This is a genomic window from Thermobifida fusca YX, assembly GCF_000012405.1.
GTDB classification, from domain to species: domain Bacteria; phylum Actinomycetota; class Actinomycetes; order Streptosporangiales; family Streptosporangiaceae; genus Thermobifida; species Thermobifida fusca.
In genome coordinates, this window is record NC_007333.1 from 441,647 (window position 1) to 456,276 (window position 14,630).

A 14,630-nucleotide genomic window follows, 5' to 3' on the forward strand; every position below is an offset into this window, starting at 1 on the left:
GCTGTGGTGTGTGACCGTTCCGAGGGCTCAGCCGCAGACAGGAAAGATTCAGTAGATCAAACGTCGCGGGAACCGAAGCCCTGGGGCTCATCGAGGGAGGAGGTCTTGAGTGCTGAGCAGTCCCTGGTATGGGGCAACACGGTGCTGTCTGGGACAGCTTGCCGTCGGAGCTGTTTCTAGGTCCCGGATTCTTCAGGAAGTCACACTCTTCTTCTGAAGAATCTCTTGAAGTGCGTGGAGGGCGGATGCCCAAGGGAAAATTGCTCGGGCTTTTTCGCCAGATCCTGGCGGGTGGGGTTCGAATTTTCCTGGACCGATAAGCACGGCAACCCCTTCGTCGCGGAGGGACTCCACGCTTCTTTGGAAGGGCAAGCGGGCGGCGGAGGCGGAGTTGACGAACGGCAGGACGACAACGGGGACGCCCAGTCCAATGGCCTCGTTCACCACGCTGAGAGCGTAGTTGTCGGCGATCCCGTGGGCGAGCTTGTTGATGGTGTTGAAGGTGGCTGGGGCGACGATGACGGCACCAGCTTTGGGAGAGCGGGGTTGGCCGGGTTTGCGGTGCGTGGAGCGCACCGGGCGGCCAGTCTGTTTTTCCAAAGCACTGCTGTCGATGAAGGTGACCGCGGACGGGGTGGCGATGATCTGGACAGTCCAGCCTTCTTCCTGGGCCAGGCTGACGAGGGTGCCGACATCAGGGGCGGCTCCGGCAGCGCACACCACGATGTAGAGCGTTGTGGATCGTTGAGTCATGCAGAGATCCCAGCACGTTGGTGTCGAGTAAACCTAGACCGGACAGCAGTACCACGTTCCCGCGAAATACGAAACGTTTCTTCGTTTGCCTGGGAATAGCGGGTGGTTCTGCTTCCCGTTCCCCATCAGGTATTTCTTAGGGGTGGAGCTGGTAGGGCGTGGCTGCCTCAGATTTCGTCGGACGCGGTAGCAGGACCGCAGGTGAAGTCCGGAAGACCGTTGGGCAGTGCGGAATGGACACGCCACGGTTGCCTGAGCCAAGTGAGACCACGCCTTAGCGTCCGAGCTGTTTTGGACTCGTCGGGTTTTGAGAATGAGCGGGCTTCAGCCACTGCAGAAACCCGCCCCTGACCCGGCTCAGGACGCCAGCTCCTTGGGGGCGGACACCACTTGGGGTGGCTCGTTGCGGTCCACTGCGGACAGGCGGATCAGCCCGCCCTCGTCAGCGTCCCGGCAGATGTACGGGCTGTGCGTGGTCACCACGAACTGGATGCGGGGAAAGTGCTGGCGCAGCCAGCCGCCGATCGTCTGCTGCCAGCCCGCGTGCAAATGCGCTTCCACCTCGTCGATGAGCACCACCCCGGGGCAGACCACCGCGGGCATGCCGCCCTGCTCGCCAAGCGCTGACGCCCCGTACATTTCGAAAGCGTGCCGCACCAGGTCCACCACGAGCGCCACCATCAACCGGTGGCCGTCCCCCAGTTCGCCGAGCAGGAACTCCTCGCCGCCGTGGGCTATCCACAGGCCTTCCCCGTCCAGCCGGGCGATCCGGAAACCACTGGGCAGCAGACCGTCGTCCAACAGCGACAGCACGAACCTGGGCACGATATGGGTGCCTTCCCGCCAGCCCAGGTGCACGCCGGTCAGCCACCGCAGCCCTTCAGCGAGTGACGCGTCCTCCCCGAACAGGTTCGCCAGCCGCGACAGCGCGCCCGGCACCGGCACGGGGCGTCCCGGGCGCGACCACTGGCCGCCCAGTCGCCGGAACGGCCCATAGCCGACCACGAACCACCCGTGCGGGTGCTCTGCCCACGGCCCGTTCTCCAACAGGACGGTCCGGTCCGGTTCGATGAGGAACTGGGGCCGCGCCCCGCCGAAGTCGCTCCAATACAGTTCGGCTTCGAACGGCTCCCGCAGCACGTCCTGCCCCCGGGGGGTCCGGTCCCACTGCGGGTCTGGGACGAGGCGGGCCCGCACCCAGCCGTCGCTTTCCCCCCGCGACAGCCAGCCGCGGAAATCCGACATCAGCGCGCGACCCACCGACGGCCCCACCAAAGCCAGGGCTAGGGCGCGCAGCAGAGTGGTCTTCCCCGCCCCATTCGGTCCGGCCAGCACCGTCCAGCCCGCGTGGGCACCGTCGGGGCGGGTGAACCCCAACTCGACGCTGCGTGCGCCGTAAAACCCGCGGATACCGGAGACCGCCAACTCTGCGACGTACAAGAAACGCTCCGAGCACGGAGAGAAAGAAACCTACTACGTCAGGATAGGCGCGTTTCGTAGGGCTTTTCCGATTACCCGGGTTGGGCGGGGGGAATCCGCTCTTCCCTAGACTTGCTTTCCGTGAGTAAGAGCAGGCGCCAGCGAGAAAAGCGGGACCGGGCCCGCACCGAGCCGCCGCCGCTTCCCGAACCGCTGCGGGTGGCGGTGCCGGACTGCCACACCCACATGGACATGCAGGGCGGCGACGTCGCGGAGATCGTGGCCAAGGCCGCGTCGGTGGGGGTGACCCCGATCATCCAGGTCGGCTGTGACGTGGCCGGGTCGCGGTGGGCGGTGCAGGCCGCTGCCGAGCATGACACGGTGTGGGCGGCCGTGGCCTTGCACCCCAACGAGGCTCCGCGGATCGTGCACGGCGTCCCTGAAGACGAAGCCACCGAGTGGGAACCGGCCCGCCCCGCCGGGGGTGAGGCCGCGCTCGAAGAAGCGCTCGCCGAGATCGACGCGCTCGCTGCCCACGAGAAAGTGTGCGCGATCGGCGAGACCGGGCTCGACTGCTACCGCACTGGCCCGGAAGGGTTCGACATCCAGGAACGGTCGTTCCGCGCGCACATTGCCATCGCGCAACGGCACGGCAAAGCGCTGATGATCCACGATCGGGACGCCCACGAGGACGTGCTGCGGGTGCTGGAAGACGCAGGCGCTCCGGAGCGGGTGGTGTTCCACTGTTTCTCCGGTGATGCCGCCATGGCGAAACTCTGCGCGGACCGCGGCTACTACATGAGTTTCGCGGGCAACGTCACCTTCGGCAGTGCCCAGCAGTTGCGGGACGCTGCCGCGGTGGTTCCCCTGGAGCTGCTGCTCGTGGAGACGGATGCGCCGTTCCTCACCCCGAAACCGCATCGGGGCCGTCCCAACGCGCCCTACCTTATTCCGCACACGCTGCGTGCCCTCGCCGAGCTCAAAGGCATGGCTGAAGACGAGCTGGCCGAGACGGTCGCTGCCAACGCGCGGCGCGCCTTCGCCCTGCCCTGATCACGAGTCTTCGGGCTCCGGATTGTCGTCCACCCCCCACTCCGCCAGGACTTGTGCCACGTCCGGGGTGGGGGTGTGGGGTGCCCGCGTGCTGCGAGCAGGGGTGCGGCTGAACCGGGGTGCTGGTCCCGGGTAGATGACGTCGCCGTCGCGCACCAGCGACCCGCGGGCTTTGATGTGCGGGTGGTCGGCGGCTTCGGTCATGCTCAGCACGGGGGAGACGCACGCGTCCGTGTCGGCGAAGACTTCCGCCCACTCGTCCCGGGTGCGGGTGCGCAGCACGTCCGCGAACCGTTCCCGCAGCACCGGCCAGCCGGACGGGTCCCACTGGTGGGGGAGTTCTGCCGGGTCCAGGCCGAGCTTGTCGAGGAAGACCGCGTAGAACTGCGGTTCCAGGCAGGCCACGGCCAGGTAGCGGTGGTCGGCGCATTCGTAGACGTCGTAGAACGGCGCGCCCGTGTCCAAATAGTTGACGCCCCGCTCGTCGCGCCACAGCCCTTGGGCGAGGTCCTCGTACATCATCGACATGAGCACGGCGCTGCCGTCCACCATGGCCGCGTCCACCACTTGGCCTTTCCCGGAGCGTTCCCGTTCCAGCAGGGCGGCGAGGATCCCGGTCACCACGAACATGCTGCCGCCGCCGAAGTCACCAACCAGGTTGACGGGCGGCACCGGGGCCTGTCCGCGGCGGCCCACACTGTGCAGGGCCCCGGTCAGCGAGATGTAGTTCATGTCGTGTCCGGCGCGGCGGGCGAGCGGCCCGTCCTGCCCCCAGCCGGTCATCCGCGCGTACACCAGCCGCGGGTTGGCGGCCAGGCACTCGTCAGGGCCTAGACCGAGCCGTTCCATGACCCCGGGGCGGAACCCTTCCAGGAGGACGTCGGCGGCGGCGACCACGGCACGGACCCGGGCCAGGTCTTTTTCGGACTTCAAGTTCGCTTCCAGGACGGGGCGTCCCGCGCTCATCTGCGGCCGCTGGGCGCCCGGGGCGAGGATGGGCGAGCCGGGACGGTCCACCCGGATCACACTGGCCCCCAGGTCAGCGAGGAGCATGGCAGCCATCGGCCCCGGCCCGATGCCCGCGAACTCCACCACGCGGATTCCGCTGAGTGGTCCCATGCGACAGCCTCCGAAGTGCCACGACAAACCCGGCGTATCGTCCCATTCTGGCGGTTTCTGCCGGGGTGCGGCACGGGGCGGTCCTGGGGAGCATCGGGCGCGGGTCAAAGAAACGGAATGCCGACATGAATCCGGTCAGGCGTGCGCACCCGCTGTTCAGAAATGATCGGGGACCGGGAGGGCGCTGCCCGCGAAAGCAGAATTTTTTCATAATGGAACCGTTTTCCGGAAAGGTAAGTCTTACGGTCGATTTCTTCTGTCGATCCGCGCCCGTGCAGAAGGAGAACCATTACGGTGTCCGGTCCCCCCGCGGTATCGCCCGTTCCCGACTGGCAGTTGCGTATCCGGACGTCCCAGGGCGGTACGGCGGGCGCCGGAGTCCTCGTCTCCCCGCGCCACGTGCTCACCTGCGCCCACGTGGTCTGCACGGCCCTGGGGCTTCCCTGGGCGGAGGAGGACACGCCGCGCCCGCGTGAACCGGTCACCGTGGACGCGCCCCGCGGCGGCGGATCCTGGCAGGCGACCGCGACCGTCCTCGACGACGGCTGGTTCGCGGACCGTTCCCCGTGGGATGCGGCGGTCCTGCTGCTCGACCGGCCTGCCCCGGCGGATCCGCCCGAGATGCGCCTGTGCGGCAGCGAGCCGGGGCGTGCGGTGAGCATGGTGGGGTTCTCGCATGAGGCCGTGCCCGCCGGGGTGTGGTCCCGGGCGGTCCTTGTCGGGCACGGCGGGGGACGCCGGTTCGAATACGTGCAGTTCGACGTCACCTCGTCGACTACGGCCCGCGTGGTGCACGGGTTCAGCGGCAGCGGGGTGCGCGAGCACCCTGGCGGGGCGCTGATCGGCATCGTTTGCGATGCGATGCGCGACGACCGCGGGCTGGGGGCGAGCGGGTGGCTGATCCCCATCGAGGCGGTCCCCCGCGTGTGGGGCGACCGTTCCGCGGCGCAGCCGCCCAGTCGCGAACCGGACAGTCCGCGTCTCGTGCACCGTTTGGCGGAGGCGTTGGCGAGCACGCCGACGATTGCCGACCCGGAAGCCCGGAAAAGCTGGTGCGCCCTGCTGGACGAGCGGATTCGGAAACGTATCCACGTCGGCCGGGCGCCCTTGTTTTTCGCTTTTGACCTCGTCGACGTGGCGCGGGACTACGGGCTGCTGGGAGAGGTGCTGGACACGCTTGCAATGGTGGAGGAGGGGAGCCGGCAGATGCGTCAGGTACGGGAGGCGGCGGAAGCGCTGGGCGAGCGGTGACGATGGTCAGTCGCGCCCATGAACGACTCGCGAACGCGCTGTGGCGGGTCAGGTCGGTGTACGAGGAGGATGCGCGCCAGCGGTTCTGGCTTTGCCTGCCCGCGGATGTGCGGGCCCGGCTCAGCGTGGCAGGAGACCCGTACGGGTTTGCGCTTTCCCTGGTCATCCAGTGCTGCGACCAGCAGCGGCTCGGGGTGATGCTGCGCTGGCTCCGCTGCTTGGAGAACGACTCCAAGCCGGCGATGCAGGTGTGCGAGCTGGCTGAGGGGCTGCTGGAAGCGGAAGAGTGGGAGCTCAGCGGGCAGGGGCGGGAACGGGACACGTGGGAGCAGCTCCGCAAAGCGCTGCGTGAGGTGCCCTACGACGACCAGGTCGACCTGCTCTGTCAGCGGGTGGTGCCGCTGCCCCCGGAGCAGATCGAGGCGCCGTCCCCGCGTAACGCGTGGGAGGCGTTCCTCGATTTGAAAGAGGCCACGCTCGGCCCGCGGGGGGAGGATCCCGGGGAGCGGTTCCTGCAGCTTCTCGCGGAGTACACGGGCCGTGCGGAGCTGGTTCGGGCGGTGGCGGAGTGGGGCGCGGACCAGCGGCATGCGACGGTAGTGAAGCGCTCCGGGTGGGGCGGCGGGGAGCCGTTCCGGCCGCTTCCTCCGCCGCGGCTCATCATCAAGATCGGCTACGACTTGGGGAATCTTGAGCGGCTCTCGGTCGCCTACCGGCTGGTGACGGATCCGGACGACGACTGGATGGACGTGTGCGAGGCCGAGGCGTTGACCGAGGTGACGGAGGAGGAGCTGCCGCGGCGGATCTCCGAGCTGATCATTTGGGCGGAAAGCCAGCAGGCCGCTGACCACGGAAAACTCCGATTGGAGTTTATATTTCCGTTTTCGCTACTTTTCAGGTTTGTTGTCCAAAATTGGCCGCTGGAGCTTCACGAGGACGCGCCCGCGCCGAGCCTGGGCTCCCAATACGAGATCATCATTAGAAGCGAAGAATTCGCGCGCGACCCCCGAGCACAGCGGATATGCCAGCGGCGCTGGCAGAATCTGCACGAAGGACGAGGCCGCGTCGGCAGCTCCTCAACTGTGCTGGAAGAGGGCTGGGAGAATGTGGCGAATTATCTCGGCAACGAGGCTATTGTGGCTTTCGTCGCCTATGCGCTTCCTGGGGTCGACTGGCAGCGCCAGGTGTACGCTGCCGTGATCTGCGGAGTTCCGGTGGTGGCGTGGCGGTGGATGGGGAAGAATGGCAACCCCGAGGCTCATTTCCTGTCCATCCTCCGAGGTGAAGAGGAAATGGCCAGCGGAAAACAGGAGATGAACGGGCTGGAGAGGGGTATCAAGAATCTAACCAAGAACCTGTATCTCTCCCGAATCAACCGGGGTACAGCAGAGATGCGGAACAGGTCGCGACAAAGCTACGACCTGTCCGTCATCTACCACGACTACCAGCCGAAACCCCGGGAACAGAGGCAGGTGCTCTCCGGCGGCAACATTCGATAGACCTGGAGATCGGACAAGGGGCACAACAAATGGCCGCGTCACAAACTCCCCCTTCCGGAACATTCTCCTCTCCACAGGAGGAAGCTCCGCGCTGGTGGATTTTCCACGGGACGGGCACTCCGCGGCCGCACCTCGACCTCGCCGCCCAACTGCCCCCGCCCCCGCCCTGGCGTACCCGGCGGACCACCGCCCCGACCGACGCCCTCGAAGCACCCCCCTACGACGATGACGAAGCCGGATGGGTGCTCGGTGCCCAACCCGAACTCTCCGTGCTAGGCAGCCCGCTCACCCCCGCCCGCCGGGAACGCCTCGCCACCATCAACGCCGCCCTCTACCTGCGGCGTCCCCTACTCGTCACCGGTCCTCCCGGGGTCGGCAAATCCGTGCTCGCCGACCAGATCGCCCGGGAACTCGGCTTAGGACGGGTGCTGCGGTGGACCGTCAACAGCCGCAGCACGCTCCGCTCCGGCCTCTACGACTACGATCCGCTCGCGCAGATCCACGACCTCAACCTGGAAAACCTGCACGGCGGAACCCGGGACACCAGCGGCCCCGCCCCCGCTGCCGCAGACCTGGTGCGCAGCAGCGCCCAGCGGATCGGACACTACCTGCGGATCGGTCCGCTCGGCACCGCGTTCCTGCCGCACCGCCTGCCGCGCGTCCTGCTCATCGACGGGCTCGACAACGGCGACTACGACCTGCTCGGAGACCTGCTCGACCTGCTGGAACGCGGCCGCTACACGATTCCCGAACTCGCCCGGCTCAGCTCAGTGGAGCCGCAGATCTCCGTTCCGATCGACGACCCGCAACGGACCGCGACCATCGTCAACGGAGAAGTCCGCTGCTCCCAGCTCCCTGTCGTCGTCATCACCGCACACGAAGACCACCCCTTCCCGCCCGAATTCCTCCGCCAGTGCATTCCGCTGCGCCTCACCCACCCCAGCAAAGAGGAACTCGCGGGAATCGTGGCCGCCCACTTCTCCGGGAACCTGCCCAGCGCCACCCCAGCAGTCGTCGCCGACTTCGTGCGCCGCATCGCGGAAGGCTCCCCCCTGGCTATCGACCAGCTCCTCAACGCGGTCTACCTGACCACGGTCATCGACGCCAAGACCAGCGAACCCACCCCCGAGTTCCTGCAGGAGCTCGCGGAAATGGTGTGGCACCGACTCACGGACACCCACGGATGACGTCACGCCGCAGCCACGAAACGCCCCAGGGCCCCGACCCCCGCAGCCCCGGGGCGGCTCCGGCATACCGTGAAGCGCCCCCGGCACTCACCGGGCGGGAACTCGCCGACGCGGTCTACCTCGCAGCGTGGCAGCAGCACACCGCACAGCACCCCCCGGCCCGTCCCAGCGGTGGCAAGGACACGGCGCTGTATGCGCCCAGCCGGGTGCGGGGCGCCCTGTTGGCCCGTCCCAGCCAGCAGCGTCATGACCCAAAGCGGCGCCGTCATCGGGTGCGGGGCGCCCTGTTGGCCCGTCCTAGCGGTGGCAAGGACACGGCCCCCGCAGCAGGGCCGCAGCGCCCCGGCACGGACCCGTCCGCAGCCGTCCTCGGCGCAGCAGAAAAAACTGCGGGCACCGAACCGCCCCGCCTTCCCCCGGCACCCGCGCCCCCCTCCGGCGCGCTGCGCCCCCACCCTTCCCCGCTGCTGCACCGCTCCGCGCTCTACCAGGCGCTGCGCCCGTTCCGGTTGGCCGCCACCGACCCGTGGCAGCACTCCTACGACGCGGAAGAGACCGCGCGCGGCTATGCGCGTCGCCTGCTGGCCTCCCCGCACCCAGGAGGCGGGCACCGGCCAGTTGCCGTAACCCCGCAGTGGGCCCCTTTCGTCCGGCCCGGAGTGCAGTTGACCGTCCTCGTCGACGAGAGCGTCTCCATGCTCTTCCACCAGGACCAGGTCAACGACTTCATCGGCCTGGTGCGCTCCTCCGGGGTGTTCCGGGGCGTGCGGGTGGAGCGCTTCACCTCCGACTCCGCCGACCCCGCACCCGTCCCAGCCGCCGGCTGGGGCGCGAGCAGCGGGAAAGACCCCGGCGGAATCCACATCGCCGTGGTACTCAGTGACGGAATCGGTGAAGGATGGGCCCGCGGCAGCGTGCAAAGCTGGCTCGGCTGTCTCGCTCAACGCCTGCCCGTGGCGATCATCCACCTCCTCGACCCGCGGCAGTGGAGCAGGACCGGGATCCGGCCCGCCGCGATGGAGCTGACCGTTGCCGCGCACCTCGGCCGCGCCCCCGCCAACCGCCACTACACTGCCCGCCCTTTCCAATGGCCGGACGGGCTCCCCCTGCCCGAACCGGAGTTTCCGCACTCCGCGCTCTCCGTGGTGCTGCCCGTGCTGGCGTCGCGGCCCGAAATGATCCACGCCTGGGCCCGGTTCGTGATGGGCACCCGGCAGCGCACCCTCAACGCGGGAGCGCTGCGGGTCGTGCCGGGAGACACCGCAGCGAACGCCGCCGGGGAGCGGCCCACCGCCGCCCCCACCCCGGAAGCCAGAGTGCGGCGCTTCCGCCGCGACTCCTCCGAAACCGCGTTCCAGATCGCGGTGGACCTCGCCGCGGTGCCGCTCACCGAGCCCGTCATCGCCGCGGTATGCCAGCGGTTCGCCGGGCACCCGCAGCCCTCCGAACTCATCGAAGTGCTCTTCAGCGGGCTGGTGACCGAAGTCGACTCCCCGGTGGTCACCCCGGAGCGGCGGATCCGGTGGGAGTACCGGAGAGGAGTCCGGGAAGCGCTGCTGTCCCTTGGCGGGCGGCGCTCCCGGATCCGGCGCACTCTCGCCGACATTGCCGCCGAGTTCGCCGGCTACGACCCCTGGTTCGCGCTGCTGCGCCGCATCCTCGACGACTCCCCGGTAGGGGAGCTGCCGGAGCTCGACGAAACCTCACTCCGCCTCGCCGCGGACACCCTGCCCGCGTTGGAGAGCATCGGCCTCGCCGACCTCCACCACGGCCTCGTGTACCGCATCAAAGAGCAGATGCTGGCCCACCAGGGGGCTGGGCACCCCGACGACTGGTCCGACACTCTCCTGGAGATCGCCCCTACCGGGCCTCTCGTCCCCGGATCGTCCGGCCAGCACGGCACAACGGCCTCTGAACGTGTCCCCCACGCGCCGCATCCGACTGAGACACCTTCGAATTCCGCGAGTGATGAGAGCAGCATGATGTCCCAGAGGTCTGTTTCGATATCTGACAACTTCCCGGGTGGTAGTGGATCGACGGGGATTGGTGCGGGGAGAAACACCTCGCTTTCCGCGATCTGGGGCGGGGACATCCCCCCGCGCAACGCGCTGTTCACCGGCCGCGACGACCTGATCCTCCGCCTGCGGGAGCAACTGCGGTCCTCCAGCGAGGAAGGGCGGATGACGCCCAGCGTGCTCAAAGGCATGCCCGGGATCGGGAAGACGCAGTTGGCGACGGAGTACCTGTACCGCTTCCGGGACGAATACGACCTCGTCTGGTGGGTGCGTGGCGGGCAGACCCACCAGATCCACGAGGCGTACACCCTGCTCGCCCAGGAGCTCGACGTGTTCCGCGACAACACGTCGATCAACAGCACGATCCACTCGGTGCGCGAGGCGCTGCGCAGAGGAAAGCCCCGGTCCCGGTGGCTGCTCATCTTCGACGACGTCCGGCAGCCCGACGACATCATGCGCTACCTGCCGATCGCCGGCCCGGGGCACGTCATCATCACGACACGCAACCTCACCTGGCCGGAGGGAGGCTACTTCAAGACGCTTCCCGTGGAAGTCTTCAGCCTGCAGGAGAGTGTTGCGCTCCTCAGTAAGTGCGGGCTCGTGGGCTTCAGCAAACACGAAGCAGCGGAACTCGCCGAAGAACTCGGCCACATGCCGATCGCCCTGCGTCAGGCAGCGGCGTGGATGAACGACAGCGCCACCACCATCGCCGAATACCTGGAGTTCTACCGGGACAAGCAAGCCCAGTTGGCGCCGATGTTTGCGCCCGCCGACCCCGACTACCCGGAGACGGTGATCACCGCGCTGAACGTCTCCCTGGACCGGCTCGCCGTCACCAATCCGGCGGCGCTGCAACTGCTTCAGGTCTGCTCGTTCTTCTCTACCGCGCCGATTCCCCGGTCCCTCTTCCGCCACGCGCAGGACGTGGCGGCACCTCCTGAGCTGGAGGCCGCGCTACAGGAACCCAACAAGCTCCACCGCGCCTTCAGTGACATCGGCCGCTATGGACTGGCGGTGCTCAACCACCGGACCCGTACCGTCCAAGTGCACCGGTTGGTCCAGCAAGCGTTGCGTGTTCCGCTGACCGCGGACGATCAAGAACAGCGGCGACACTGCGCCCACCTGCTGCTCGCCAAGAACGACCCGCAGGACACCTCATCTCCTGGGGCCCGAATCCGTTACGCCCAGCTACTTCCCCACGTGTGGGCGACCGAGGCGTGGGACTGCACTGATTCGTGGGTGCGTCGACTTGTCCTCCAAGAGATCTACGTCACTGACCTGCGGGGAGAGCACAGTGACAGCAAACAGCTGGCGGAGGCCACGCTGTCGGTCTGGCGAGAAAAGCTGGGGAAGACCGCCCCGGAGACGTTGCGGGCAGAGCTTTACCTGGTGCGGGCCCTGCGCAACCTAGGGGAGCGGAAACGCGCTTACGAACTGTGCGAACGGGTGCTGCGTATCCTCACCGAGCAGCACGGGCCGGATTCAGAAGAGGCGCTGGAGGCCAGCCTCGAGTTCGTGCGCGACCTGCGGTATGCGGGACGGTTCCATGACTCGGTGGAACTTGCCCGCGACACCCGGGACCGCTACCGGCGGATCCTGGGACCGGACGACCCGGAGACGATCTCCGCCTCCCACGTCTACGCCTACGCCCTCCTGCTCGCCGGAGACCATCGGAGAGCCGCCGACCTCTTCTGGGAGATCTACCAGACCAACGAGATGATCCTAGGGCCCAATAATCCCTCTACATTGGCGGCTGTCGACGGATACGCGGGCTCCCTCATGGAGGCCGGGGACTACTTTAAGGCGCTGCGGTACCAGGAAGACAACACTGAGCGGATCTATTCGCTTTTCGGCATCAACCATCGGGGCACGCTGGAGAATATGGCAGCTCTCGCTGCCGTACTTCGCCGTACCGGAAACCTGGAGCGGGCGGTCAAGATCTCCGGGGAGGTCTGGCGAGAAACAAAAGACCGGTTCGGTGAAGACAGCATGATTGCGGTGGTTGCGGCTGCCAACCACGCCGCAGCCCTGCGGTCAGTCAACCGCTATCACGAAGCTCTGGACCTCGTGGAGAAGGCGTATCGCCGTTGCGCCGAACTCCTCGGCGAAGACCACCCCCATGTCGCCGCGATCAACGTCAACCGGGCGGTGGTCCTACGCCAGATGGGCAGAACTGAGGAAGCCCGGGTGATCGATGAGCGGGCGTTGCAGGTGCTCACGGACCGGCTCGGGGAGTACCACACCAGCACACTTTCCAGCGCGCTCAATCTGGCCAGCGATTTCTTTGGCCTCGATGATGTCGCTGAGTCGGTGCGGCGCGACACGGAGACGCTGGCACGCTGCCGGAGAGCCCTCTCCGAGCGGCACCCCCTCACCCTGTTGGCCCGGCGCAACCTCGTCCTTGGCCGCAAAGCCATGAACGAGGACGTGGCAGAGGAGATTGCCGCCGTCGAACGGTTGTATGCCGAGGTCATGGGGGATCAACATCCCGCGACACTGTCAATGCGTCGGAGAGAGCGGGGAAACGCTGACCTTCACCTCAATAACCTGTGACAGCTCGTCACAGCAGAATGCAAGGTAACGAGGACAGAAAAATCACATAGTCACAAGAACTCTAGAGGTCATTCCTCTTCACGTTGTGAATAAAGAGAATCCACGCCCGGGCGGTGACGGAGAGAACCGGACCGTCCGGGTAAGTGGAGTCGCGAATCTCTATGCCTCCAGAACGCACAAATCGCACTTCGACACATTTGCACCCATCCTTTCCCTCGGAATGACTCGATTTCCGCCAGGGCGTTCTCTCGAGGCCATCGGCACCACGGGAAGCCAGACCTCCGGACGCCCCGGGCCGGCGGTGTTGCACAAAACCGGACCTTGTCCGACTTCTTGCTGCTGGTCCCCCGGTAGACCATTCCTGGTCCGGTGCAGCACTCATGCGGTGCACGGTCCTCCCCTGACTGAGAAATTCCTGACTGTTGTGACTAAGGGGGTATATCCCCAAGAAGGGGAAACTTCATGTCATCATGGAAGCTGAACAAACCCTGAAAATTCCCCAGGAACTGTCGCTTTCCCAGATGGGAAGGGGAGGGGAGCGCAGGTGAACCAACTCGTCGCCCTGGCCATTGACGACGAAACAGAAATCCTCATCGAACCGGCGGGCGAGCGCACCGGCCCCGTCAATGTGGCCTTTCCCGGAACCCAGCGGGTGCGAAAGCAGCTTGACCAGGTTTTCGGGCAGATTCGGCAGATTGCCGAGACCGTCGCCGAAAAGGTCCAGGACCTGCCAGGGAAACCCGACGAGGTCACCGTGGAACTCGGCGTGGGGCTCACCGCCACCGCCGACGTGTTCATCGCCCAGTCCACCGCGGACGCCTCCTTCAAAGTGACCCTCACCTGGAAGGACCCCGCGGCACGGACGTGAACCTCGCCCCCGGCCTGCCTGCCACAATGGGCGGGTGACCGAATCCGACAGCGCTGATGCCCGCCTGCTCACCCCCGCAGACGTGCGGCGGCTCGCCGCCCAGTTGGGGATACGCCCCACCAAGACCCTCGGGCAGAACTTTGTCATCGACCCCGGAACCGTGCGCCGCATCGTGCGTGCCGCCCAGGTCAGCCCCGACGACGTCGTGGTCGAGGTCGGTCCCGGCCTCGGCTCGCTCACCCTGGCCCTGCTGCCGCACGTGCGGCACGTCACCGCGGTAGAGATCGATCCGCGGCTCGCCGAGGCGCTGCCCGGCACGGTCGCCGACCACGCACCCGCCTACGCCCACCGGCTCCGGGTGGTCACCGCTGACGCGCTGCGGATCACAGAACTTCCCGACCCGCAGCCCACCGCGCTCGTCGCGAACCTCCCCTACAACGTGGCGGTCCCCGTCGTCCTGCACCTGCTGAACCTGCTGCCCAGCCTGGAGCACGGCCTGGTCATGGTGCAGGCGGAAGTCGCGGAGCGGCTGGCTGCCCGGCCCGGCGACCGCGCGTATGGCGCCCCGTCAGCGAAGATCGCCTGGTATGCCGACGTCCGCCGGGCCGGGGCGATCGGCCGCACCGTGTTCTGGCCGGTGCCCAACGTCGACTCCGGTCTGGTCGCGCTGCGGCGCCGTCCCGCACCCCCCACGAAAGCCAGCCGCGAAGACGTCTTCGCTGTCGTCGACGCGGCGTTCGCGCAGCGCCGCAAAACCCTGCGCGCTGCCCTCAGCTCCTGGGCGGGCTCGGCCGCGGCCGCAGAGGCTGCGCTGCGCAGTGCGGGCGTGGACCCGCGGAGCCGCGGTGAGACCCTGGGGATCGCCGACTTCGCCCGGATCGCGGAGCACCGGCCCTGACCCTGTGCCAGGGCC

11 protein-coding genes are annotated in these 14,630 nt (G+C 67.4%); 7 read left to right on the plus strand and 4 right to left on the minus strand.

The window, feature by feature from the left end; all coding sequences use genetic code 11:
• Positions 1-192: 192 nt before the first annotated feature.
• Together TFU_RS01965 and TFU_RS01970 are read right to left on the minus strand one after the other, a co-directional pair.
• Positions 193-753, minus strand: a complete 561-nt coding sequence (locus TFU_RS01965; protein ID WP_011290843.1) for a flavoprotein — start codon at positions 751-753, stop codon at positions 193-195.
• 357 nt (positions 754-1,110) lie between these two features.
• On the minus strand, positions 1,111-2,193 hold the full coding sequence (locus TFU_RS01970) for an AAA family ATPase (RefSeq protein ID WP_011290844.1): 1,083 nt from the start codon (positions 2,191-2,193) through the stop codon (positions 1,111-1,113).
• A 111-nt stretch (positions 2,194-2,304) separates the two neighbouring features.
• Between TFU_RS01970 and TFU_RS01975 the strand changes: the two genes are divergently transcribed.
• On the plus strand, positions 2,305-3,225 hold the full coding sequence (locus TFU_RS01975) for a TatD family hydrolase (RefSeq protein ID WP_011290845.1): 921 nt from the start codon (positions 2,305-2,307) through the stop codon (positions 3,223-3,225).
• Here TFU_RS01975 and TFU_RS01980 read toward each other — a convergent pair whose 3' ends face one another.
• Positions 3,226-4,344, minus strand: coding sequence for a CaiB/BaiF CoA transferase family protein (locus TFU_RS01980; protein WP_011290846.1), 1,119 nt, complete (start codon positions 4,342-4,344; stop codon positions 3,226-3,228).
• Positions 4,345-4,638: 294 nt separating this feature from the next.
• Between TFU_RS01980 and TFU_RS01985 the strand changes: the two genes are divergently transcribed.
• From TFU_RS01985 to fxsT, 4 genes are read left to right on the plus strand one after another with little or no spacing between them, the layout of a single operon-like run.
• Entirely contained in the window at positions 4,639-5,595 is a 957-nt protein-coding gene (locus TFU_RS01985) for a trypsin-like peptidase domain-containing protein (protein ID WP_011290847.1), read from the plus strand.
• Between the two features lie 2 nt (positions 5,596-5,597).
• Positions 5,598-7,094 (plus strand): effector-associated domain 2-containing protein, encoded by a 1,497-nt coding sequence (locus tag TFU_RS01990; protein WP_370492369.1) that lies wholly within the window; start codon positions 5,598-5,600, stop codon positions 7,092-7,094.
• Positions 7,095-7,123: 29 nt separating this feature from the next.
• Positions 7,124-8,281, plus strand: coding sequence for an AAA family ATPase (locus TFU_RS01995; protein ID WP_011290849.1), 1,158 nt, complete (start codon positions 7,124-7,126; stop codon positions 8,279-8,281).
• A complete protein-coding gene (gene fxsT, locus TFU_RS02000) occupies positions 8,278-12,849 on the plus strand; it encodes an FxSxx-COOH system tetratricopeptide repeat protein (RefSeq protein ID WP_011290850.1) in 4,572 nt (1,523 codons plus the stop codon). The genes TFU_RS01995 and fxsT overlap by 4 nt, the downstream gene beginning before the upstream one ends.
• 61 nt (positions 12,850-12,910) lie before the next feature.
• Here the strand turns inward: fxsT and TFU_RS15685 are convergent, their stop codons facing one another.
• On the minus strand, positions 12,911-13,231 hold the full coding sequence (locus TFU_RS15685; RefSeq protein WP_081430386.1) for a DUF397 domain-containing protein: 321 nt from the start codon (positions 13,229-13,231) through the stop codon (positions 12,911-12,913).
• Between the two features lie 162 nt (positions 13,232-13,393).
• On the opposite strand from TFU_RS15685, the gene TFU_RS02005 reads away from it, so the two are divergent.
• A complete protein-coding gene (locus TFU_RS02005) occupies positions 13,394-13,717 on the plus strand; it encodes a CU044_2847 family protein (protein ID WP_011290851.1) in 324 nt (107 codons plus the stop codon).
• A gap of 34 nt (positions 13,718-13,751) precedes the next feature.
• Positions 13,752-14,615: a 16S rRNA (adenine(1518)-N(6)/adenine(1519)-N(6))-dimethyltransferase RsmA gene (gene rsmA, locus TFU_RS02010; RefSeq protein ID WP_011290852.1), complete on the plus strand. Its 864-nt coding sequence runs from the start codon at positions 13,752-13,754 to the stop codon at positions 14,613-14,615.
• Positions 14,616-14,630: the final 15 nt, after the last annotated feature.